This window comes from Streptomyces sp. NPDC020681, from assembly GCF_044334895.1.
GTDB lineage: Bacteria > Actinomycetota > Actinomycetes > Streptomycetales > Streptomycetaceae > Streptomyces.
Window position 1 is genome coordinate 92,945 of sequence record NZ_JBIRTX010000023.1, and the last position, 21,933, is coordinate 114,877.

The 21,933-nt window shown below is 69.6% G+C and carries 22 protein-coding genes; 15 read left to right on the forward strand and 7 right to left on the reverse strand.

Annotated features, from left to right (window positions below):
* Positions 1 to 5: 5 nt before the first annotated feature.
* Positions 6 to 626 carry a DUF47 domain-containing protein gene (locus ACH4YL_RS35135; protein ID WP_307662564.1) on the reverse strand — a complete coding sequence of 207 codons (621 nt, stop codon included), beginning with the start codon at positions 624 to 626 and terminating at the stop codon, positions 6 to 8.
* A 197-nt stretch (positions 627 to 823) separates the two neighbouring features.
* On the opposite strand from ACH4YL_RS35135, the gene ACH4YL_RS35140 reads away from it, so the two are divergent.
* Positions 824 to 1,216 carry a metal-sensitive transcriptional regulator gene (locus ACH4YL_RS35140; protein WP_398511577.1) on the forward strand — a complete coding sequence of 131 codons (393 nt, stop codon included), beginning with the start codon at positions 824 to 826 and terminating at the stop codon, positions 1,214 to 1,216.
* 18 nt (positions 1,217 to 1,234) lie between these two features.
* On the opposite strand, the gene ACH4YL_RS35145 is transcribed toward ACH4YL_RS35140, so the two are convergent.
* Entirely contained in the window at positions 1,235 to 1,420 is a 186-nt protein-coding gene (locus ACH4YL_RS35145; protein WP_398511578.1) for a hypothetical protein, read from the reverse strand.
* A 108-nt stretch (positions 1,421 to 1,528) separates the two neighbouring features.
* The gene (locus ACH4YL_RS35150) at positions 1,529 to 2,359 is read right to left on the reverse strand and encodes a hypothetical protein (RefSeq protein ID WP_398511579.1); all 831 of its coding nucleotides are present in this window, start codon (positions 2,357 to 2,359) and stop codon (positions 1,529 to 1,531) included.
* A 363-nt stretch (positions 2,360 to 2,722) separates the two neighbouring features.
* Between ACH4YL_RS35150 and ACH4YL_RS35155 the strand changes: the two genes are divergently transcribed.
* The gene (locus ACH4YL_RS35155; protein ID WP_398511580.1) at positions 2,723 to 4,300 is read left to right on the forward strand and encodes an FAD-binding oxidoreductase; all 1,578 of its coding nucleotides are present in this window, start codon (positions 2,723 to 2,725) and stop codon (positions 4,298 to 4,300) included.
* 148 nt (positions 4,301 to 4,448) lie between these two features.
* Positions 4,449 to 4,658, forward strand: coding sequence for a hypothetical protein (locus ACH4YL_RS35160; protein ID WP_398511581.1), 210 nt, complete (start codon positions 4,449 to 4,451; stop codon positions 4,656 to 4,658).
* Between the two features lie 16 nt (positions 4,659 to 4,674).
* On the opposite strand, the gene ACH4YL_RS35165 is transcribed toward ACH4YL_RS35160, so the two are convergent.
* Positions 4,675 to 5,427 (reverse strand): phosphatase PAP2 family protein, encoded by a 753-nt coding sequence (locus ACH4YL_RS35165; RefSeq protein WP_398511582.1) that lies wholly within the window; start codon positions 5,425 to 5,427, stop codon positions 4,675 to 4,677.
* Between the two features lie 246 nt (positions 5,428 to 5,673).
* A complete protein-coding gene (locus tag ACH4YL_RS35170) occupies positions 5,674 to 6,684 on the reverse strand; it encodes an NlpC/P60 family protein (protein ID WP_398511583.1) in 1,011 nt (336 codons plus the stop codon).
* A gap of 173 nt (positions 6,685 to 6,857) precedes the next feature.
* Here ACH4YL_RS35170 and ACH4YL_RS35175 point away from each other — a divergent pair, with 173 nt between their 5' ends.
* Together ACH4YL_RS35175 and ACH4YL_RS35180 are read left to right on the forward strand one after the other, a co-directional pair.
* Complete coding sequence (locus ACH4YL_RS35175; RefSeq protein ID WP_398511584.1) at positions 6,858 to 7,649, forward strand: thioesterase family protein; 792 nt, start codon at positions 6,858 to 6,860, stop codon at positions 7,647 to 7,649.
* 122 nt (positions 7,650 to 7,771) lie between these two features.
* A complete protein-coding gene (locus ACH4YL_RS35180) occupies positions 7,772 to 7,912 on the forward strand; it encodes a hypothetical protein (RefSeq protein ID WP_398511585.1) in 141 nt (46 codons plus the stop codon).
* Between the two features lie 111 nt (positions 7,913 to 8,023).
* Here ACH4YL_RS35180 and ACH4YL_RS35185 read toward each other — a convergent pair whose 3' ends face one another.
* The gene (locus ACH4YL_RS35185) at positions 8,024 to 8,824 is read right to left on the reverse strand and encodes an SAM-dependent methyltransferase (protein ID WP_398511586.1); all 801 of its coding nucleotides are present in this window, start codon (positions 8,822 to 8,824) and stop codon (positions 8,024 to 8,026) included.
* Between the two features lie 150 nt (positions 8,825 to 8,974).
* Here ACH4YL_RS35185 and ACH4YL_RS35190 point away from each other — a divergent pair, with 150 nt between their 5' ends.
* The 10 genes from ACH4YL_RS35190 to ACH4YL_RS35235 all read left to right on the forward strand — a co-directional run bounded on the left by ACH4YL_RS35190 (position 8,975) and on the right by ACH4YL_RS35235 (position 21,215).
* Positions 8,975 to 9,391 (forward strand): hypothetical protein, encoded by a 417-nt coding sequence (locus ACH4YL_RS35190; protein ID WP_398511587.1) that lies wholly within the window; start codon positions 8,975 to 8,977, stop codon positions 9,389 to 9,391.
* Positions 9,388 to 11,175 (forward strand): alpha/beta hydrolase, encoded by a 1,788-nt coding sequence (locus ACH4YL_RS35195; protein WP_398511588.1) that lies wholly within the window; start codon positions 9,388 to 9,390, stop codon positions 11,173 to 11,175. The genes ACH4YL_RS35190 and ACH4YL_RS35195 overlap by 4 nt, the downstream gene beginning before the upstream one ends.
* Complete coding sequence (locus ACH4YL_RS35200) at positions 11,175 to 11,732, forward strand: hypothetical protein (RefSeq protein ID WP_398511589.1); 558 nt, start codon at positions 11,175 to 11,177, stop codon at positions 11,730 to 11,732. The genes ACH4YL_RS35195 and ACH4YL_RS35200 overlap by 1 nt, the downstream gene beginning before the upstream one ends.
* Before the next feature lie 299 nt (positions 11,733 to 12,031).
* Positions 12,032 to 12,340: a hypothetical protein gene (locus tag ACH4YL_RS35205; protein ID WP_005315450.1), complete on the forward strand. Its 309-nt coding sequence runs from the start codon at positions 12,032 to 12,034 to the stop codon at positions 12,338 to 12,340.
* A 217-nt stretch (positions 12,341 to 12,557) separates the two neighbouring features.
* Positions 12,558 to 13,421: a hypothetical protein gene (locus tag ACH4YL_RS35210; RefSeq protein ID WP_398511590.1), complete on the forward strand. Its 864-nt coding sequence runs from the start codon at positions 12,558 to 12,560 to the stop codon at positions 13,419 to 13,421.
* Positions 13,411 to 14,739, forward strand: a complete 1,329-nt coding sequence (locus ACH4YL_RS35215; RefSeq protein WP_398511591.1) for a hypothetical protein — start codon at positions 13,411 to 13,413, stop codon at positions 14,737 to 14,739. The genes ACH4YL_RS35210 and ACH4YL_RS35215 overlap by 11 nt, the downstream gene beginning before the upstream one ends.
* A complete protein-coding gene (locus tag ACH4YL_RS35220; protein WP_398511592.1) occupies positions 14,736 to 16,295 on the forward strand; it encodes an SCO6880 family protein in 1,560 nt (519 codons plus the stop codon). Before ACH4YL_RS35215 ends, ACH4YL_RS35220 begins: the two co-directional genes overlap by 4 nt.
* A 23-nt stretch (positions 16,296 to 16,318) precedes the next feature.
* Entirely contained in the window at positions 16,319 to 17,734 is a 1,416-nt protein-coding gene (locus ACH4YL_RS35225) for an ATP-binding protein (RefSeq protein ID WP_398511593.1), read from the forward strand.
* A gap of 1 nt (position 17,735) precedes the next feature.
* Positions 17,736 to 19,574 (forward strand): type IV secretory system conjugative DNA transfer family protein, encoded by a 1,839-nt coding sequence (locus tag ACH4YL_RS35230; protein ID WP_398511594.1) that lies wholly within the window; start codon positions 17,736 to 17,738, stop codon positions 19,572 to 19,574.
* A 123-nt stretch (positions 19,575 to 19,697) separates the two neighbouring features.
* The gene (locus ACH4YL_RS35235) at positions 19,698 to 21,215 is read left to right on the forward strand and encodes an amidohydrolase family protein (RefSeq protein WP_398511595.1); all 1,518 of its coding nucleotides are present in this window, start codon (positions 19,698 to 19,700) and stop codon (positions 21,213 to 21,215) included.
* A gap of 13 nt (positions 21,216 to 21,228) precedes the next feature.
* Here the strand turns inward: ACH4YL_RS35235 and ACH4YL_RS35240 are convergent, their stop codons facing one another.
* On the reverse strand, positions 21,229 to 21,777 hold the full coding sequence (locus ACH4YL_RS35240; protein WP_398511596.1) for a GNAT family N-acetyltransferase: 549 nt from the start codon (positions 21,775 to 21,777) through the stop codon (positions 21,229 to 21,231).
* Between the last annotated feature and the right edge of the window lie 156 nt (positions 21,778 to 21,933).

Genomic DNA, 21,933 nt, shown 5'->3' on the forward strand with positions numbered 1-21,933 from the left:
GAAGTTCAGGACTCCTTGACCGCGATGGTCTCCACGGTGTTCGCCACATGCTCGAAGGCGTCGGCCGCCTCTTCCAGCACATCCACGATCTGCTTGAGCTTGAGTACTTCAATGGCGTCGTACTTGCCGTTGAAGAGCGTCGCAAGAAGCTTGCGGTGGATCTGGTCGGCCTGGTTCTCGAGGCGGTTGACCTCGATCCAGTACTCGGTGAGGTTGTCCATGGTCCGCAGATGCGGCATGGCCTCCGCGGTCAGCTCGGCGGCCCTGGCCAGCACCTCGATCTGCTGCTCGACGCCCTTCGGCAGCTCCTCGACCTGGTACAGCACGACCAGGTCGACGGCCTCCTCCATGAAGTCCATGATGTCGTCGAGCGACGAAGCGAGTTTGTAGATGTCCTCGCGGTCGAACGGCGTGATGAAGGAGGAGTTCAGCTGGTGGAAGATCGCATGTGTGGCGTCGTCGCCCGCGTGTTCCGCTGCCCGCATCCGCTCCGCGATCTCGGCCCGGCCGGAAGCATCCGCCCCGAGCAGTTCCATCAGGAGCTTGGAGCCCGTCACGATGTTGTCCGCGGATGCGGCAAACATGTCGTAGAAGCTCGTCTCCCTGGGGGTCAGACGAAATCGCACGCTGGGTCCTCGGTCTGCTCTGGATTCGGTCAGGCTGATGCTAGGCGCATTCATCCGGCCACGGCGAACCGGCGTTCCTCAGTGTCGCCCATCGAGGACGGTGATCAACACAAGGCCCCGGCCCCCTTTCGGACACGATTCGTTACCATATACCCACGAGGGGTATGTAGCCCCTTTTCGGACAACGGGAGGACGCGATGACGACCACCGAGGCGGCCGGCCCTCCGGTCGGGGACCCTGCGGTTACGGACACTTCGGTCACCGACGCACCGATTACGGACGCACCGGTTACGGACCACGACCGCGGTGTGCACGGCTATCACAAGCAGAAGGACGAACACCTCAAGCGGCTGCGCCGGATCGAGGGCCAGATCCGCGGACTGCAGCGGATGGTCGACGAGGACGTCTACTGCATCGACATACTCACCCAGGTCTCCGCGTCCACCAAGGCCCTGCAGTCCTTCGCGCTCCAGCTGCTCGAGGAACATCTGCGGCACTGCGTCGCCGATGCCGCCGTCAAGGGCGGTGAGGAGATCGACGCGAAGGTCGAGGAGGCGACGAAGGCGATCGCCCGTCTGCTGCGGACCTGACCCCGTCAGGCCCTTCCCTTACGCCTGACTGTCCGACCGCTCGAAGCGCTCGGCCGCCACTCGCAGCACCTCGTCGATACGGTCCGGGCTGAGCCGGTCCTCGTCAGCGGCCGACGCCGCGATGATCAACTCGCCACACAGCTCGATCTCGGCGAGGGCCACGTGGTCCTGGACGGTCGTCGTACTGGGCGGAGCCACGCGCATTCACCTCTTCCTGCCGGTGTCGACTTCCTAGCGTAGGGAGTGATGCACGCACCGCGCATGGCACGTCCGGACCATTTCGGGGGGTGTCTTTCGGATCTTGCCGGGCTCCTAGGCCCTGATTCTCCCGGCGTAGATGTCCCGTTGGTCGGGGAGACGCACGGTCACCGGCGTGCCGAAGTCGTACAGCAGAGTCGTCGAAGTGACGGCGACCGTACCGTTCTCATTGGTGAAACTGAAGCGGTGGCGCACCTTGCGCAGCCTGCCCTGCTCGTCGAGATACGCGTCGAACGGCACGCTGTCCTTGGCGAACCCTTTCGCCGCGGCCGCCAGCGAAGCCCGGGCATGCGGCTCGGCGACCAGCGCGGCCTGCGCGATGTCCGCGTTCCCGCGGTAGTGGCGGACCTTCTCGCCGGCGAGCCGCTCATCCCCGACATAGATCACATCCCGGGCACTGCGCAGCAGTTCGGCCGCGGCGAGCGGATCGGTGGCCCCGCCGGTGACCAGGTTCCCGTCCGCGAGGGTCGTGGTGTCGATGCGTACCCACTTGTCCGCGGGCACGCCCGCGCCGCGGTTCTTCATGTACAGGGATCCGGGCGTGAGCAGTTCGGTCACCGGGCGGTGCTCGTCCTCGCCCGCGGGGTCCTTCGGCAGGACGACGGTGAGCTGCCCCATGCGGCGCCGGAAGTCATAGCCCCCCTCGCCCCTGATCGTGACCCGGGTCCCGCCGGTGGCCGTCTCCATCGACGTACGCGCCCGGGCGCTGCCGCTCGTGACCAGCGCGTCCGCGGCTCTGAGCACCTCGTCCACCTGCCCGCCGCCCGGCCGGTCGTCGGCGGCCGCGCCGGGGCCGCCGGAGCAGCCGCTGGTCGCCACCACACCCAGTACGGCGGCCGCGACGGCAAAAGCCCCGCCCCTGCGCCTGTGCTGCTGCACCACCATCGCCTGCCAACCCCCAACACCGGAACCGCTGCTTGTACGAGACCTCCGCCCGTCCCGCATAACGACAGCCGGGTCCCCTCGTCACGCCGGGCGCATTCGGCGGGCCGCCCCAGTACCGTGGAGTTGTGCCTGAGCAAGCCCCGCCGGGAGAGATCCCGGCAACGCACCGGACCACGAACAGCGAGCGCGGTTCCTTCGCCGTCGCCCGCTGTACCTGCGGATGGCTGGGGCCCGCGAGACGTTCCAGAGAACGGGCGCGTGCGGACGCCGAGTTCCACTCGTCGGCCGCGGCGACCCGAAGTTGACCCACCGGCCTCCGGAACCCCTGGCGCGTCAGGGCCGTCTCGTCCTGCAGGAGGCCACATGGACCGGCGCGCGCTGCTCACCACCGCTGTATCGACGGCTGTCACCACAGCTGTGGCCGCCACCGGCTGCTCCAGCAGCGCGGCCGGCGGCTCGACGGCGACCCGCACGGTCACCCCGGTCCGCACCTCGGGCCCGGCGGGCGGGCCCACCGCGTCGGCCGCGCCCGACTGGAAGGCGCTCGCCCGCGGTCTCGACGGGCAGCTCGTCCGGCCCGGCGACGCGGCGTACCCGACCGCGCGGCAGCTCTACAACACCCGCTTCGACTCGCTGAAGCCCGCGGCCGTCGCGTATGTCGCCGGCGAGGACGACATCAAGGAGTGCCTCGCCTACGCCAGGGCCCACCGCACGCCCGTGTCCATACGCAACGGCGGCCATTCCTACGCGGGTTGGTCCTCCGGCAACGGCCGGCTCGTCATCGACGTCTCCGCCATGAACCGCGTCGCCGCCGACGGCACGATCGGCGCGGGAGCCAAACTGATCGACGTCTACGAATCCCTGGCCCGGCAGGGCCGCACCATCCCGGCCGGCTCCTGCCCGACCGTCGGCGTCTCCGGACTCGCTCTCGGCGGCGGGCATGGCGTCAGCTCGCGCGCGTACGGGCTGACCTGCGACAGCCTGCTCTCGGCGACCATCGTCACGGCCGACGGCAAGCGGCTGACGGCGAGCGCCGAGGAGAACAAGGACCTGTTCTGGGCCCTGCGCGGCGCGGGCAACGGCAACTTCGGCGTGGTGACCGGCTTCCGCTTCCGTACCCATCCGACGCCGCCGGCCGTCACCGCGTATCTCACCTGGCCGTGGTCGAAGTCCGCGGCCGTGTTCACCGCCTGGCAGCAGTGGGCTCCGGGCCAGCCGGACGAGATCTGGTCGTCGGCGCATCTGTCGGCGGGGCCCGGCGGCTCCACTCCGACGTTCTCGATCGCCGCGTTCTCGCTCGGCAGCGAGAGCGATCTGCAGAACGCCCTCGACCGGCTCGCGGACCGGGCGGGCTCGTCGGCGCGCTCGGTCTCACTGCGCCGCCGCAGCTACCGCGACGCGATGCTCAACTACGCGAACTGCGGCACGCTCAGCGACGCCCAGTGCCATCTGCCGGGCACCACTCCGGGCCGTACGCAGGAGGGCGTCCTCCAGCGTGAGACATACGCCGCTGCCTCCGACTTCTTCGACCGGAACCTGTCCGCGGCCGGTGTGCAGTCGCTGATCGCGGCCGCCGAGGGATTCACCCGGCTCTCGCCGGCGCAGGGCGGCGGCGGCTCGCTGGTGCTCACGGCGCTGGGCGGCGCGATCAACCGGGTGGACCCGCTGGCGACCGCGTTCGTGCACCGGCGGTCCAGGATGCTGGCGCAGTACATCGCGGCCTGGCGTCCGGACACGTCCGGAGCTCCGCAGCGGGCCTGGCTCAAGGACGCTCACGCCTCGATGCGCCGTCACGCGTCCGGGGCGGCGTACCAGAACTACGTCGACCCGACGCTCACGGACTGGCGGCGGGCGTACTACGGCCCGGCGGCGGACCGGCTCGCCGGGCTGAAGAAGCAGTACGACCCGGGCCGCCTCTTCGACTTCCCGCAGGCGCTGTAGTTCCCGGTGCTGTAGTTCCCGGTGCTGTAGCCCGTACGGATGCCCACCGATGGCCGATGCGATGCCGGGCCTGTGCCCTTGAGTCATAGGGGTTTTCCGGTACCGAGGCACAAGGGGCGTACGTCTCATGCAGCGAATGGCGGCAGTGGTGGCAGCAACCGCAGTGGCCCTCTGCTTGAGCACAGGGGCGGCTGCTGCGGCGGCGGACGCGTCGCCGGTCACAGAGGTCGCGACGCCGAAGGACGAGGGGCCGATCGAGCTCTCGCTGGCGGTCGCCGCGACGGGTGCCATCGCCGGGGCGGGCACCGTGGTGATCGTCCGCCGCCACCAGCGCCGCTCCCGCGGAGGCCGCCGCTGAAGCGGCGAGAAAGTGCTCAGGCCGCGAGATCGTTGCGGCCCGGCCCGGTTCCGGCTCCTTCGGTCCTCGGGTCGGGCAGGCCGAGCGGCTCGGGCCGGTCCCCGGGACCGGCCGGCGCGCGCTTGGACCGTACGAGCCACTTCGCGCGGTCCGACGCGGCGGCCGCCGACACCAGCGGCGTCAGCAGCGCGAGCGCGAGCGGCGCCAGCAGCAGCGTGACCGCCGTGCCGAGCGCGAATCCGCCGATGACATCGGTCGGATAGTGCACGCCCATGAAGACCCGGCAGAAGCCCAGTGCGAGCGCGAGGCCGAGCGCCGCGTAGCCGAACTTCCGGTGGGCGACGAAGAGTCCCGCGCCGAGCGCCATCGCCAGCGTCGCGTGATCGCTGACGAACGAGAAGTCCGTCTTCCCTGCGACCAGGACCTCGATGCCACGGTGGTCCACAAACGGCCGCGGTCTTTCGACGAAGCCGCGGATGGGCACGTTGACCAGCAGCGCGAGTCCGGCGGCCAGCGGCGCCCAGACGATCCCGGCGACCGACGCGACCGAGTCCGCGGCGGTGCCGCGCCGCCGGACGCTCCACCAGCACCACAGCACGAGCAGCACCATCGCGAGCAGGATTCCGTACTCGCCGGCGAACGAGATCGCGCGGTCCAGCCATGAAGGGGTGTCCTTGGCCAGGCCGTTGATGTCGAAGAGCAGGCTGAGATCGGGGCTTGATCCGCCCCTTGACTGCATCAGGGACAACCCCACTGCGAGTCCGGCCATCTCCTGCGACCCCTTGCCTTGTGCCTGGCGCGACGCGCGGTGGACGCGCCGCTCGTACCAACCCCCGTGGTAAGCGTGGTGTCTGCTGCATGGTCAGTGCGGCTGTTCCCGTCCAGGGAACGGCCCTCTACCTACGTACGTTCCACTCTCCACCGAACGATCACCATGACGTTATCGAAGAGAGACACATCACTGCAGCTCAGGGCCTTGGCCTAACAGAGAGTTCCAGCCATACGGGATGCCTTGTCAGGCTTCCGGAGGAACTGTCGGCAGCGCTTTTGCGCCATCCTCGGTGACCCTGGTCGCTCCGAAGTAGTCCGGGGTGTCGATCTTGTCGAAGCGGATCACGGCCCCGGTGTACGGCGCGTTGATCATGTATCCGCCGCCGACATAGAGGCCGACGTGCCGGATCGCGCGCGAGTTGGTGAGGTCGTCGGAGAAGAAGACGAGATCGCCGGGGAGCAGTTCGTCGCGGGACGGGTGCGGCCCGGCGTTGTACTGGTCGTTGGCGACGCGCGGCAGCTCGATGTCGACCGTGCGGTACGCGGCCTGTGTCAGCCCGGAGCAGTCGAAGCGTCCGCCCTGCTCAGGAGTGCCGTTGCCGCCCCAGAGATATTTCGTGCCGAGCTTCTGCTGCGCGAAGTAGATCGCGCCCGCCGCCTGCCGCGACGGCTCGACCCGTCCTATCGGCCGCGCGAAGCTCTTCTCCAGGGTGCGGATGACCTTCACATAGTTCTGCGTCTCGCGGTACGGCGGAACGCCGCCGTGTTTGATCACCGCGTACGCGCCCGCGTTGTAGGCCGCCAGCATGTTGTTCGTCGCGTCGCCCGGAGCCTTCTTGACGTATCCGGCCAGTTCGCAGTCGTACGACGCAGCAGACGGAATCGCGTCGGCCGGATCCCATACGTCGCGGTCACCGTCCTTGTCCCCGTCGATGCCGTGCGTGGCCCAGGTACCGGGGATGAACTGCGCGATGCCCTGCGCGGCGGCGGGACTCCGCGCCTTCGGGTTCCAGCCGCTCTCCTGGTAGAGCTGGGCGGCGAGCAGCGCGGGGTTGATGGCCGGGCAGAGGTTGCCCCACTTCTGCACCAGCGGCTGGTAGAGCCCGGGCACGGCGCCCTTGGCGAGCCCGACGGCGCCGTTCTTGGCGTTCCCGAACAGCCCGGAGGCGGCGGAGTAGGTGCCGACGACGAGCAGTGCGACAAAGCTCAGACACAGCCCGACGGACGCCGCCCCGACCAGCCACGCCTTACGCACCGTCAACCACCTTTCCACCCACGGCAGTACGCCCTGCGCCAGTGTAGGTGCGGACGTTTGCCGCCGGGAGCGTACGAAGAGGACGCGCCATGGCCTGGTTTCACCGGTTACCCGTAGGTAGCGTGTGTGCCGTACATCTGTTGTGACACCTGTGCAGGGAGAGGCGGCTTGCCATGGCGGAACCCGAGGCGTTCTTCGAGCGGCTCTCCGAGCGCCGCTTCGCGCCCACCGAGGGCACTCGGGGTCCGTGGGACGCGGATTCGCAGCACGCCGGGCCGCCGGCCGCGCTGTTGGGGCGGGCGCTGGAGGATCGGCCGGGTGCGCGTACGGACATGCGGATCGCCCGCGTCACGTACGAGATCGTCCGCCCGGTGCCGATCCGGCCGCTGGAGGTGACCACGACCGTGCTGCGGTCCGGCCGCAGCGTGGAGCTCGTCGAGGCGGCGCTCTCGCCCGAGGGCCAGGCGCCGGTGATGCTGGCGCGGGCGCTGCGGATCCGGACCGCCGAGGAGCCGGGACCGGCGGTCGCCCCGGGCCCCCGGGTGCCGTCTCCCGGGGAAGCCGCCGACAGCCCGTTCTTCGCGATCCCGTGGGACGTCGGCTACCACACGTCGATGGAAACCCGGTTCACCGAGGGCTCGTTCAGGGCGCTGGGCCCCGGTACCTGCTGGATGCGGATGCGCGTGCCGCTCATCGCGGGCGAGGAGACCCGGCCGCTGGACCGCGTGCTGGTCGCGGCCGACTCCGGCAACGGCATCAGCAATGTCCTCGACTTCAGCCGCCATGTCTTCATCAACGCGGATCTGACGGTCCATCTGCACCGGCACCCGGTCGGCGAGTGGGTGTGCGTCGAGGCCCGTACGAGCGTCGACCCGGCGGGAATCGGCCTGGCGGACGCCCAACTGCACGACGAGAAGGGCCCGATCGGCCGCAGCGCGCAGAGCCTGTTCGTCGCGCCCCGCTGAACTCCGGTCAACCCCCCTCGAGTGGTCTGGACCAGCTACCACTACCCTGTGTCACGCAGCCAGGAAGGCTGTGAACGGCGCCCGCCGTCGACCGCGGCGGGACGAGCACCACAGGAGAAGCAGTGGGGAACGCAGAAAACGCGGGCAGCGGCAACGCATCGCGCAGGACCCGAGACGCCGGGGGAACGCTCGCGGCGCTGACCTTCATCGCGCTGATCGGCGTGGCGGTGGCACTGCTCGGATACATGGTCACCTCCGGCTGATGAGGTGACCACAACGGCAGGGCGACGCCTCACCAGGCCTCGCCCTGCTCTTCCTTACCGGCGTCCTTACCGGCGTCCTTACCGGCGCTGCGCCTTGCTCGGCGCCTTGCTCTACGCCTTGCGGCCGACGCCGCCGAACATGGCGACCTCGTCCACCGAACCGTCCTCCTCCGGCCGCCAGCGCGAACACGAGACGACACCCGGCTCCAGCAGCTCCAGACCCTCGAAGTAGCGGGAGAGCTGCTCGGGCGTGCGCTGAGTGAGCTTGGGCGTCCCGTGCTCGTTCCAGAAGGCCACCGCGTCGTCCACGTCCGGCATCGCCGGGCTGGTGATGGTGTGGGAAAGCACCAGATGGCTGCCGGCGGGCAGCGCGTCCATGAGACGGCGGACGACTGCGTACGACTGCTCGTCGTCCTCGATGAAGATCACCACACCGAGCAGCATCAGCGCGATGGGCCGGCTGAAGTCGAGCGTCTTGGCCGCGCGCTCCAGGATGGTGTCGATGTCCCGCAGATCGGCGTCGAGATAGTCGGTCCGGCCCTCGGGCGTACTCGTCAGCAGGGCGCGGGCGTGCGCCAGTACGAGCGGGTCGTTGTCGACGTACACGATCCGCGCGTCGGGTGCGGCCCGCTGGGCGACCTCGTGGGTGTTGTCGGCGCTCGGCAGGCCGGTGCCGATGTCGAGGAACTGCCGGATGCCCACATCGGCGGTGAGATGGTGCACGGAGCGCCCGAGGAACAGCCGGTCGGCGAGCGCGTAGTCGCCGATGCCGGGATGGAGCGAGCGGATCTGGTCGCCGGCTTCGCGGTCGACGATGTAGTTGTCCTTGCCGCCGAGCCAGTAGTTCCAGATACGGGCGGTATGGGGGCGGGTCGTGTCGATCCGGTCGAGGCCCTGCGCGTCGTCGGTCACGCGGCCACAATATCCAACTCGGCATCCGGACAGGGAGGTTGACGGGGCACTTCCGCCCGTGGCGCACGTCCGCCCTGCGGAACCGACACCGCCCGTACGCCGTCCTCAGTCACCACAAGGGTGGGACACGTCTGTCACGGGGGACGACGCATGACGCTCAACGAGAAGTGGAGCGGTCTGTTCGGCAACGACAGCTCCGGCACGGGAATGAAGCTGGCACACGCCGACCCGGGGGGCGGCTCAGGCAACGGCGGCGAGCCCGACCTGAAGGTCAGCAGCGGCCCGTGGACGACGGCGTCTTCCGTCGCGAACGCGCTGCACACCTCGTCCGCCTCCGCGCTCACCGAGCTGGAGGAGGCCGCCAAGGTCGACGCGAAGCGGACCGAAGGCTTCGACAGCACGGCCGCGATGGCCGAGGTCCTCACCTCCTGGAAGGGCCGGCTGACCTCCGTACGCGACGAGTGCACCCGCCTGGAGGGCAGTCTCAGGTCGGCGGGCAAGGAGTTCGGCGAGCAGGAGATCGAGAACCGGCGGCGCTTCGAGGGCAGGATCGGGGGACCGAAGTGACCACCTGGCAGCAGTTGGAGAACGTCAACCTCGTCGAGTACACGGAGGCGGCCATCGGCTGGGGCAAGGTCTCCAGCCGCGCGAACGCCGCCAAGGACCGGGTCGACCGCGAGATGCTCGGCAAGCTGCGCGAAACGCAGAAGGGCGACACGGCCGGCGCCGCCATCGCCGATCTGAGCCGGCTCAGCCGCAACTACCAGTACATCCACACCGAGTGCGGACTGATCCGTACGGCGCTGAACGGGCTGGCGTCCGAGCTCGCCGGGCCGCAGGGCAAACTGCTGCGGGCGCTGCAGTCGGCCAGGGAACACAAGTTCACCGTCCATGCCGACGGCTCGGTGGAGTACCCCAACGACCAGGTGCCGCTCGCCCCAGGACAGGCCAGGGCGGTCCCCGGCGCGCCCATCCCTCTCGTGCCCGGCACGCCCGAGGGCGCCGGCAACTCCAACAAGGCCGAGGCGGAGCACATCGCCGAGGACATCGCCGCCGCGCTGCGCGAAGCGGCCGAGATCGACGGCCGGTACGCCGGTGTGCTGCGCAAGCTCAAGACCACCGACGGCCTCGATGTCACCGACGCGATGCTCGCCGACGCGGCGCAGGACACCCGGGACGTACAGAAGGCGGCCGGCAAGTACGCGGACGAGAACCGGATCCCCAAGGACAAGTCGCCCGCGGACAACGCCAAGTGGTGGAACTCGCTCAGCCGGCAGGAGCGCGACGAGTACGCGACCCTCTACCCCGCCTCCATCGGCCGCCTGGACGGCCTCCCGTCCGACGTACGCGACGACGCCAACCGCATGGTGCTCGCGGAGACCCGCGCCCAGAACCGGCTGGACCTGAACAAGCTGGGCCCGGAACCGCAGAAGTACATCCAGAACCCCAGCGGCAACTACCCCGCGGCCATCGTCAACCCCGAGTGGCGCAAGTGGAGCGACGGCGGCGGCCCGCGGCTGCAGGCCCAGATCAAGGGCATGGACGCGATCCAGAAACGGTTCGACGCGCCGCCGTCGGAAGGCCTTCCCGAGGCGTACCTGCTCAGCTTCGACGAGAAGGGCACCGGCCGGGCGATCATCGCCAACGGCAACCCGGACACGGCCACCAACACGGCGGTGTACGTCCCCGGCACCACGTCCAAGCTGGAGAGCATCGGCGGCGACATCAACCGGATGACGGAGATGTGGCGCGAGGCCAACGCCCAGGCCCCGGGCGAGACCACCTCGACGATCACCTGGCTCGGCTACGACGCGCCGCAGAGCATCGTGCCCGAAGCAATGGAGAAGGACTGGGCCTACAACGGCTCACCGAAGCTGAACAACTTCATGGACGGCCTCGAAACGGCCCAGGGCGGCGCGGACAAGAGCCACACGACCATCATCGGCCACAGTTACGGCTCCACGGTCGTCGGCGACGCCTCGAACAAGGGCGACCTGTCCGCCGACGACATCGTGGTGGCGGGCAGCCCCGGCATGATGGTCGGCGAGGCGAAAGACCTCGACGTCCCGAAGGGCCACGTCTGGTCCGAGGCCGCCGGCGACGACCTGGTGCCGGCCGGCGGCAAGCTCGCGGGACTCGGCGGGTACAAGTGGGGCGTCCAGTACTGGAACGGCATTCCCTACGACGCCGGATACATCCAGGTCGTGCCGTCGGACGAGACGTTCGGGGCGCACCGGATGGACGTCGACACCAGCGGACACAGCGACTACTGGAACCGTGGCTCGCAGAGCCTGAAGAACCAGGCCGCTGTCGTCGTCGGCGACTACCACCGTGTGGAAGAGGACGATTAGTGACCAGCACCAGCAGCGGAGGCCGGGCGGGGCGCGCCATCGGCGCGGTCGCCTCGGCCCTCGCCCTGGCAACCATCGCGACGGGATGCTCGAAGGACATGGACGATCTCGGCTACACACCCACCACGCTCGGCGTCGACGAGGCGCGGGCGAAGACCAAGTCCGTCTCCGGCCAGATCTTCGACATGATCGGCCTCGGCCAGGCCAGGACAACGGAACCCGGCCCCGGAGTCTCCACCTGCGAACAGGACCCGGACCACCTCTTCCTCTCCCGCCACCCGTGGTCGCTCTACGGCGTCCCGGCCGCGGAACTGGAGCAGGGCTTCCAGCGCCTGCGGGAGACGCTCCCCAAGAAGGGCTGGAAGGTCGTCGAATACGGCCCGAACAAAAGCGCCGCGAAGACCCTGGAGCTGACGGCGGACTCGGAGAAGGAACACTTCTCGGTCAACGCGGAGCTGCGCGTCGGCGCGGACGAGAAGCAGCCGCTGATCCTGGTGAACGTGGTCTCCGGCTGCTACCGGGCGCCGGAGGGAACCGACCTCAACGGCATCTACTGACGCCGGGCCGTGTGCGAGGCGTGTCCATACCGCCTCGCACCGCCCCAAAGGTGGAACAACGACAGTCATTGCCCGGAGTCACCCTCCGTGATACACAGAGTAACCATACGCGCTTCTTGCACCGCACCGGCTCCGCGCCGACGCAGGTCAGGGCGGCGCGATCGGTCATACGTGCGGAGATCGGGTAAAGAGACCCTCGAAGTCGGCATACGCGGGCGGTTTCATCAGCGAAGATAGAGCGATGGCCCATGCCGAGGGGCATGGGCACCGAACAACCCGACAGGGGCGGTGAGTTACACATGATCCTGGCAGCCGAAAAGGGCGACATCACCACCATCATCGGCGGAATCGCCCCCAACTGGGGGCCTTTCGGGAGCCTGGGGAACGAAGCACGAGTGATGATCGAGGTGGTGATGGCCATTGCCATCCTGCTCTGCCTCGGCATCGCGATCTGGGGCGCGGCCAAACAGCGCATCGGAGCGACGGCACTGCGCGACACGTTCAGCGCCGAACAGGGCAAGGGCCTGATCGTCGCCGGACTGACCGGAGTCTTCATCATCGGGTCACTGGGAACCCTGTTCACCATCGTGTACGGGATGGCCGTCTGACCCGACCGCCGCAGTTCCCTGGTCCCAGATTTCCTCCGATCCTCCTCTCCCCGAGTGCCCGGCCCACCCCTTGAGGTTGCGTCCCCCTGATGTCGAGTCACCACACCGCGCCCGCGCGGGAAGCAGCACGACTACCGTCGTACTACACGGAGTCGGCGGAACTGCCAACGGTTGAGGGATGGCGTCTCCCCCAGCGGAGCGAGGAGAAGTACGCGACATGAGCCTCGGGGACGAGCACGGCTACGGCGGCGAATCGGGCGGCCGCGTGGACGACGGCTTCGGCGGCACGGGCCAGACACGCACACGCCTCCCCGGCACGGACGCCGACGTCTACGGCGGCGCCCGCCGCCCGGTGCGCAGCTCGCGCTCACTGATCACGGTGGTCGGTGTGGTGGTACTGCTGATCGCCGCGATCGCCTTCGCGAACCGGGGAGGCGGCGGGGACGGGGACGGTGACGCTTCCTCCGGCCAAACGGCGAAGGGGGCGGGGGCGGAACCGACGGCGGCGACGGGGGTTGCGCCGGTGAAGGGGAAGACGGGGCTGGTGGCGTCGGGGTTTGCGAGGGATGAGCAGGGGGCGCAGAGCGCGGCGGCGAATTATGCGGTGGCGCTGGGTTCTGACGGCATGTTCAACAAGGCGCGCCGCCAGGAAATCGTGAAGGCCATCGCCGACTCCAGCACGCTCAACAAGCTCCAGTCCGGATTCGACGCCGACTACTCCCCGGCGTTCCTGGCGCAGATCGGGCTCAGCGCCGATGGCGGCGCCCCGGCCGGCTCGACGTTCGTCAATCGCACGCTGCCCGCCGGTTCCAAGGTCAAGAGATTCTCGAACGACAGCGCCGACGTCGACGTTTGGTGCCTTGGCCTGTTCGGGCTGACGGGCGAGAAGTCGACCAAGCCGGTGACGAGCGGCTGGTTCACGCTGAGCGTCAAGCTGAAGTGGAACGGATCCGACTGGAAGGTCCTGGAAACCACCCAGAAAACCGGCCCGACACCGGTCACCGGCGACAACGCGGTCTCCGGGTCCGACGAAATCGCCGACGCGGTCAAGGAATTCGGAGGGTTCACGTATGCCCGTTAGCCCTCCCTCTCGCGCTCGCTCCATCCTCACCGCCGTGGCTGCCGTCCACACGGCGGCGTTGCTGTTCGCGGCCCGGGCTGCCGCAGCGCCGACACCTCCGCCGTCGCCTGCGCCGACCAAGAGCAATGACCCGTGCGGGCTGATCGCAGGCCCCGCCCGTGACTACTGCGACTCCGGCGAGCCCGGCGGCTCCTCACGCCGCGCCCCGGGGCTGGACAACCCCACCGACGCCCTCGACCCCCTCGCCTCCCTCGCCCGCGGCTGCGCCGACGCCGCCGTATCCATCATCGACGAGCTCTCGAAGGCCGTGAAATCCACCGCCAAGGTCGACTTCACCAACGGCACCTTCCTCGGCCAGTACGCCATCGTCTTCGCCGCCGCCACCTTCCTCACCCTCCTCCTCTGGCTGCTCGCCGTCGCCAAGCGCGCCATCCGCGGTGTGCCCCTCATGACCGCCATCTCCGAGGCCATCGGGTTCCTCTGGCTGACCGTCCTCGCGTCCGCCTTCACCCCGCTGATCCTCTACACCCTCGTCTCCGCAACCGACGCGATCACCGATGTGATCGCGCAAGGCACCGGCAGTCAGACCGATGTCTTCTTCGGCAGCTTCAAACAGGCCCTGCAGAAGGGCGATCAGATCAGCGGCGGGCCCATCATGCTGATCATCGTTTCCCTCGTGACCGTTCTCGCCGCGGGGATTCTCTATCTCGAGCTCTTCATCCGCGCCGTTCTCCTGTACGTCGGCGCCCTCCTCGGCGTCGTCGTCTACGCCGGGCTCGTCGACAAGAACCTCTGGGGTCACGTACGCCGCTGGGCCGGGATCATGATCGCGGTGATTCTCGTCAAGCCCGTCATCGTCATCGTCCTCGGCCTCGCGGGCGCACTCGCCGGCGACGACGGTCCGGACTCCTTCTCGGCCATCGTCACGGGACTCGCGATCATCCTGCTCGCCATCTTCGCCTCCGCGATGATCTACCGTTTTGTCCCCGGCTTCGGCGACGAGATCGCCAACTCCCGCAACAACCGCATACAGAACAGCGCCGAGAGCAAGGCCGCCGCCGTCATCAGCTCGCCCGCCGCTCTCGTCTCCCAGGGCATCAAGACCCACAGCAGCCGCGGCAACGCCGGCGGCGACGGCAACGGCGCCGCTCCCCGCCCCGCCAACCCGATCAGCGGCGGCGTCGCCGCGCACAGCACCCGCAACCCGGGAGGGGGCAACGCCGGCGGCCAGTCCGCCGCTCCGCCGCCCCGTAGCGGCAATCCCGGCTCCGGCACCCCGCACAGCAACCGCAAGAGCACAGGAGGTGGAGGGCGTTGACGACCCAGTCCCATCCCATCGCGCCCCGCCGTACGTATCTCATCGGCCGGGCCCGGCCGAACGCGATCGTCGGCAAGAACCGCGAGACCGGCGAGATCGCGCTGATCATCGCCGGCGCGTTTTTCGGCATGATGAGCGGGCTGCTCGTACCCGTCCTGTCCCTGCGGATCGTGCTGCTGATGGGCTTCCCGCTGCTCGCGCTCGCCGCCGTGTACGTCCCGTACAAACACCGCACCATCTACCGCTGGTTCGAGATCAACCGCAGCTACAAGCGCACCCTGCGCAGCGGCACCACCTACCGCTCCGTCGTCGCCGAGGCCGGCACCCGGCTCGACGGACGTGAGGTCGAGGTCGGCCCGCCGCCCGGCATCGGGCGGATCAACTGGCTCGCCGCACCCTTCGGCCCCGACGAGATCGCCGTACTGCTGCACGCCGACCGCCGCACCGTCACTGCCGCCATCGAGATCGAGGGCCCCGGCGTCGGACTGCGCGACAGCGAGGACCAGGAAGCCCTCGTCGACCGTTTCGGCACCCTGCTCAAGCATGTGGCCAACGGCGACGGCTTTGTGACGCGCCTTCAGATGCTGGCCCGTACGCTGCCCGCCGACCCCGACGCGCACGCCAAGGACGTCGCCCAGCGCGGCGACCAGCAGGCACCGGTCTGGCTGCGCGACTCGTACGAGCAGCTCCAGTCGATGGTCTCCACCTCCAGCGAGCAGCACCGCGCGTATCTCGTCGCCTGCATGCACTACTCGCGCGAACTGGCCGCCGAGGCCAACGCCATGGCCCGCGCCGCCCGCCACTCCACCGGCGCGAAGGCGCGCAGAATCGACAAGGACGCGGGCCTCGCCGTCGTCATGGCCCGCGAGCTCACGGACATCTGCGCCCGCCTCGCCGAGGCCGACATCCGGGTCCGCCAGCCGCTCGGCCAGGGCCGGCTCGCCTCTCTCGTGCATTCGATGTACGACCCCGACCACCCCATCGACCACATCCAGGCGATGACCAAACGCAACGCCTGGCCGGCCGAGCTGGACGCCCTGCAGCCCACCTTCCTCCAGGCGAAGACCCGCGAGTCATCCACCCGCGCGCCGTGGTGCCACTCCACCGCATGGGTGAAGGAATGGCCGATGACCCCGGTGGGCGTCAACTTCCTGGCCCCGCTGCTCGTCCACACCCCGGATGTGATCCGTACGGTGGCGGTCACCATGGACCTGGAGCCCACCGAGGTCGCCATCGAGCGGATGCTCACGGAGAAGACGAACGACGAGGCCGACGCCTCACGCGCGGCGAAGATGAACCGCACCGTCGACCCGCGCGACATCGCCGCGCACGGACGGCTCGACCAGCGGGGTGAAGATCTCGCAAGCGGTGCGGCAGGTGTCAATCTTGTCGGGTACATCACTGTGTCGTCGCGTTCGCCCGAGGCCCTGGCCAGGGACAAGCGCACGATCAGGGCCTCGGCCGGCAAGTCGTACCTCAAGCTGGAGTGGTGCGACCGCGAGCACCACCGGGCCTTTGTGAACACCTTGCCGTTCGCGACCGGCATCCGCCGCTAGCGCTGATAGGGGCCCTGATCCTGATGCGAGATCCGCTGTCCGTCCTCACCGAGGCGTTCACCTCCTTCCTGTTCGGGAAGGTGGAGACGACCCGGCTGCCCGTGCGTACGTCCACGGGCCAGGCGCAGGCGGTCTATCTGCCCACCGCCGCGCCGGGCCTCGGCGACTCGGGCGTGATCATCGGCCGCGAGGTGTACAGCGGAAAGGGCTATATCTACGACCCCTTCCAGCTGTACGGGCAGCAACTGCCGGCCCCGCACTGGCTGGTGCTCGGCGAGTCGGGCAACGGCAAGTCGGCGCTGGAGAAGACCTATGTACTGCGTCAGCTCCGCTTCCGGGACCGGCAGGTCGTCGTCCTGGACGCGCAGGGCGAGGACGGCGTCGGCGAGTGGAACCTGATCGCGCAGGAGCTGGGCATAACCCCCATCCGGCTCGACCCGATGACGGCACTGGACGGCGGCATCCGGCTGAACCCGCTGGACCCGGCGATCACCTCGACGGGCCAGCTGGCGCTGCTGAGGACGATCATCGAGGTGGCGATGGGCCACGGCCTGGACGAGCGTTCCGGCTTCGCGCTCAAGGTCGCGCACGCGTATGTCAACGAGACGATCATCGACCGTCAGCCGGTGCTGACCGACATCGTGGACCAGTTGCGGCACCCGGAGCCGGAGTCGGCGGAGTCCATGAACGTCGACATCGACGATGTACGGGCCTGGGGCCTGGATGTCGCGCTGGTACTGGACCGTCTGGTCGACGGTGACCTGAGGGGCATGTTCGACGGCCCGACGACGGTCGGCATCGACCTCGACGCACCGCTGATCGTCTTCGACCTGTCGCACATCGACCGTAACTCGATCGCGATGCCGATCCTGATGGCGATCGTGGGTGTGTGGCTGGAGCACACCTGGATCCGCCCGGACCGGAAGAAACGGATCTTCCTGGTCGAAGAAGCCTGGCACATCATCAACAGCCCGTTCGTGGCCCAGCTGTTCCAGCGACTGCTGAAGTTCGGCCGCCGTCTGGGTCTCTCCTTTGTCGCCGTGGTCCACCACCTGTCCGACGTCGTGGACGGAGCGGCGGCGCGGGAGGCGGCGGCGATCCTGAAGATGGCGTCGACGCGCACGATCTACGCCCAGAAGGCGGACGAGGCCCGTGCCACGGGCCGGGTGCTCGGCCTGCCCAGATGGGCGGTCGAGATCATCCCGACGCTCACACCGGGCATCGCGGTCTGGGACGTCAACGGCAATGTGCAGGTGGTCAAACACCTGGTGACGGAGGCGGAGAGACCACTCGTCTTCACCGACCGGGCCATGACGGAATCCTCGGGGCCCGCACTGCCCGAGGACGTACAGGCCGCGGAGTGGGAGGCGGAGCAGCGTGCGGCCCTGATCGAGCAGCAGCAGCAGTTGGACGAGTCCTCCGAGTCGACGGTGGCATGACATGCGCGACCGCCGCGGTGACCCCCGATATGGCCGTGATGCGCGTGACGCCCGTGCCGATGCCCGCGACGGCATCCCGGACGGCCTGCTGGTGGGCCTGCTGGCCTTCCTGCTCGGCCTGACGCTGCTGGTCTGGACGGCAACAGGCCTGGCGGGCCTGTTCTCCCACGGCGCGTGGCCGACGGGCGTCTCCTTCGCCAACACCCCCTTGGCGATGCGCTCCCTGGCGGCGGCCCCGCACGACCTGCCCTCGGCCTGGCCGGAGACCCCGGACGCGCAACTGTCGGGCTACGGCCTGTTCTGGGGCCTGGCGATCGGCGAGCTGATGGTGCTCGTGGTCCTGACGATCTTCGTCCTGGGAACGGTCGCGCGGTGGCGAGCGGTAAGGGCGGGACGGGTGGACCGCAAGCGGGATGTGGATACGGGCGGGGGCGCGGGCGTCGCGGACGCCAATCCACTTGCGGGACAGGGGCTTGGGCATGGGCTGGGCCCTGGACTCACGGGCCCGGGCAACGGCGGCTCCGCGAGCGCGGCGGCCCCCAACGCTCTTGCGCAGCAAGGCCCTGGCCCCGGAGCGGGCCCTTCGGGCACCGGCGGAGCTGCGAGCCCGTACGGGGCAGGCACCCCGACCGGCGGCGGTACGGCAAGCCCGTACGCGGATGCCACGGGCACCGGCAACTGGCCCACCGCGATCAGCAGCGCAGCCGCAAGCCCGCACACAGGGACCGCAGGCCCCAACTCCCTTGCCCAGCAAGGCGCAGGCAACGTGGAAGCCGCGCCCGCCGGGGCCGCAGGCCCCCAGGCGCTTGCGGAGCAAGGGTCGGGCGGGCAGGACCCCCACACCACAAACACCGGAGCCCCTGGCCCCAACCCGCCGCAAGGCCCCACTCCTTGGGCCCACCCCGTACCCCCGCCCCGGACCCCCCGACTCCTCTTCGGCGACCCCGCGACCCGCCGCCCCGCCGCGCTCCAGGCCGTCCTCGACGCCGCCGGTCCCGCACTCGTCGTCACCTCCGACCCCACCGTCTGGGCCGAGACCAAGGACGCGCGCGCCAAGCTCGGGCCCGTTCTCGTCTACGACCCGGGGCACCTCTGCGACACCCCTGCCCGTCTCCACTGGTCGCCCACCGCCCGCTGCGAGGACGCCGGCACCGCACAGCAACGCGCCGCCGCCCTCCTCGCTCCCGTCCGGCCCCGCGCGCTTCTCGACGCCGCCATGGCCGACACCGCCGAAACCCTGCTGCGCTGCTGGCTGCACGCCGCGGCCGTGGACGGGCGGCCGTTCAAGCAGGTGCACCGCTGGGCGCAGGGCGGCAGCGCGCAGGAGGCCGTACGCATCCTCCGTACCCACGCGAAGGCCACCGCCGGACTCGCCGGGCTCCTCGAGTCCGCTCTCACCGGGCATCCCGAACGCCGCGAGATCGCCCAGCAGTTGGTCGTCCGCGCCCTCTCCGCCCTCTCCTCGATCCATATCCGCGAGGCCTGCACCCCGAACCGAACGGATTCGCTCACTCTGGAATCTTTTATCGACGAGGGGGGCACTCTCTACCTGATGGGGGAGCCCATCGAGGACCCCCGAGCCCACCCCGGCGCAATGCCTCTGCTCACCGCACTGGCCTCAGACGTGGTCGAGCACGGCCGCCGCATGGCCGCACGGTCATCCGACGGTCGGCTCGACCCACCAATGACGCTCGTTCTCGACGACGTCGCGGCCGTGGCTCCGCTGCCCAGCCTCCCGGAGCTGCTGTCCTCCGGGCAGAACCAGGGCTTGCCGACCCTGGTCCTGCTCCGCTCCGCCGAACAAGCCCGCGCCCGGTGGCCGGAGCCGCTCACCCAGTAGGCCCCGGGGGGTGTTGCCAGCCCCACCCCCCAACCTGCCTGCTACGCCCACTGACCCCGCCCCCGCGACACGACAGAGTCATAGACACGCCAGCACGGCACTACGACTCTGGGGGTCCCGCCCATGCCCACTCGACGCCAAGTCCTCGGCACCGCGGCCGCATTGACCGGCACGGCACTGACCGGCACCGCGCTCACCAGCGGGACCGCCCGAGCCACGCCGCGTACGACCCGGCACGACGTCCTCGCCCTCACCCATGCCACTCTCGTCCATGGCTCGCGGACCGTCCCCGACCAGACGATCCTCGTCCGCGGCGGCCGCATCATCCGTTCCGGCAGCAGCGCGGGGACCGTCGTCCCGCGCAGCGCCAGGACCGTCGACCTGCGGGGCAAGTACGTCATCCCCGGCCTCGTCGAGGCGCATGTCCACACCTCCGGCCCCGCCGAGATCGCCGCGCCGGTCTTCCCGCTGGCCGGCGTCACATCCGTACGGGAGATGTGGGGGCAGCCCGTCCACCACGAGTGGCGGCAGCAGGTCACGACCGGCAAACTCCTCGGCCCGCGCTGGGTCATCGCCAGTCCGATCGTCGACGGCCCGCCGACCCTCTTCACCGAGGACACCGGCAACCCGGTGATCGAGGTCCGCGACGAGGCATCGGCCCGCCGTGCCGTACGCGCGGTCAAGCGCGCCGGCGCGGACTTCGTGAAGGTCTACTCCCGCCTCTCCCGTCCCGCGTATCTCGCCATCGCCGACGAGTCCCGCAGGCAGGGCATCCGCTTCGCGGGCCACTGCCCGGACTCCATGACCATCGCGGAGTGCAGCGACGCCGGTCAGCAGACCATCGAGCACCTTCATGCCCTGCTGCTGGCGACCGTGTCGGAGTCCAAGGAGAAGGAGATCCGCCGCGGTCTGGAGCGTGTACGCCTAGACCCGCGCGAGCCCTCCAGCATGGCCCGCTACCACTCCTGGTTCCGCCAGGTGCACGCGCTGGAGTACGAGGCCGTACGCAGCTACGATCCGGCCCGCGCCCGCGCGCTCTTCGACCGGCTCGCCGCCAACGGCACCCGCGTCGTGCCGACCCTGTCGGTCCACCACACACTGGAGCGCCCGGACCAGCTTCCGGCCACACAGGAGGAGGCGAAGTATCTGCCGTCCTGGATGGTGGAGAGCTGGCCGGCCACTTGGGAGGCCCTGATCGGCGGCCGCACTCCGAGCGAGGCGGCCCGCATCCGCGAGATCTACGCCCACCGGCTGCGGCTGGTCGCCGAACTCCACCGTTCCGGCGTGGAGTTGCTGGCCGGCACTGACAGCGGCACCGGCTATCTCGTACCGGGCTTCTCGCTCCACGACGAGATGGCCCTGCTCGCCGAGGCCGGACTGCCGGCCCACCGCGCACTGGAGTCGGCGACCACCGCACCCGCCCGCATGCTCGGCCTCGCCGACCACCGCGCGGACCTGGTGGTGCTGGACGCGAACCCGCTGACCGACATCCGCCACACCCGTCGTATCGACTCGGTCCTCGTCGCCGGCCGCTACATCGACCGGACGGAGCGCACACAGCTCCTGGCCCAGGTCGAAACGGCCGCCGCCGCGGCCGAGCCTCCGGCCGCTCCCACGGCCCACCGCCCCACCTGCTGCTAGCTGACGCAGTTGCCTACCGCAGCACTTCGTACTCCACCTCCCGCGCGGCCGGATCCCCCGGCACCGGCACCGACTCACCGCTCGCCACAAATCCGATACGCCGATAGAACGCCGCCGCCCGCGCATTGCTCTCGTGCACATACAGCCGTACCCGCTTCACCGGCGGCCCCGACAGCGCCCACGACCATTCGACCGCAGCCCGGAACAGCGCCTCCGCCACCCCCGTTCCCCGCGCCTCGGGCCGTACGAACACCGCCACCAGATGCGTCTGGTCGATCTCCGCGGCCTCCCCGAACCGCACCTCACCCGCCGGCCGCTCAACCAGCGCGGTGACCGTGCCGGTCCACCGCCCGTCCTGCGCCTCTGCGATGAACTGCCGTGCCCCGATCCCGTCCGCGGCCATGGCCGTACGGTCCTGCCAGAACATGTCCGGCCGCTCGAGCGCCTGCTCGTACGTCTCAAGGAAGGCAAGGTGCGCGACCGGATCCTGCAGGGCGGCGAGCCGGAGCTCCCGGGCCTTCGCCCACTCCTCGGCCCGTACACCGCGAATGACATAGTCCATGGCGCCGATACTGACCGCGCCGGCGTCGCTGAGCAACGCGGTTTCGGCCTTGTATCCCGCCCCTGAACGCAGGAAAGCCCCGCACCATAAGGTGCGGGGCTTTCCCACAATGATTGTTCGGCGGTGTCCTACTCTCCCACAGGGTCCCCCCTGCAG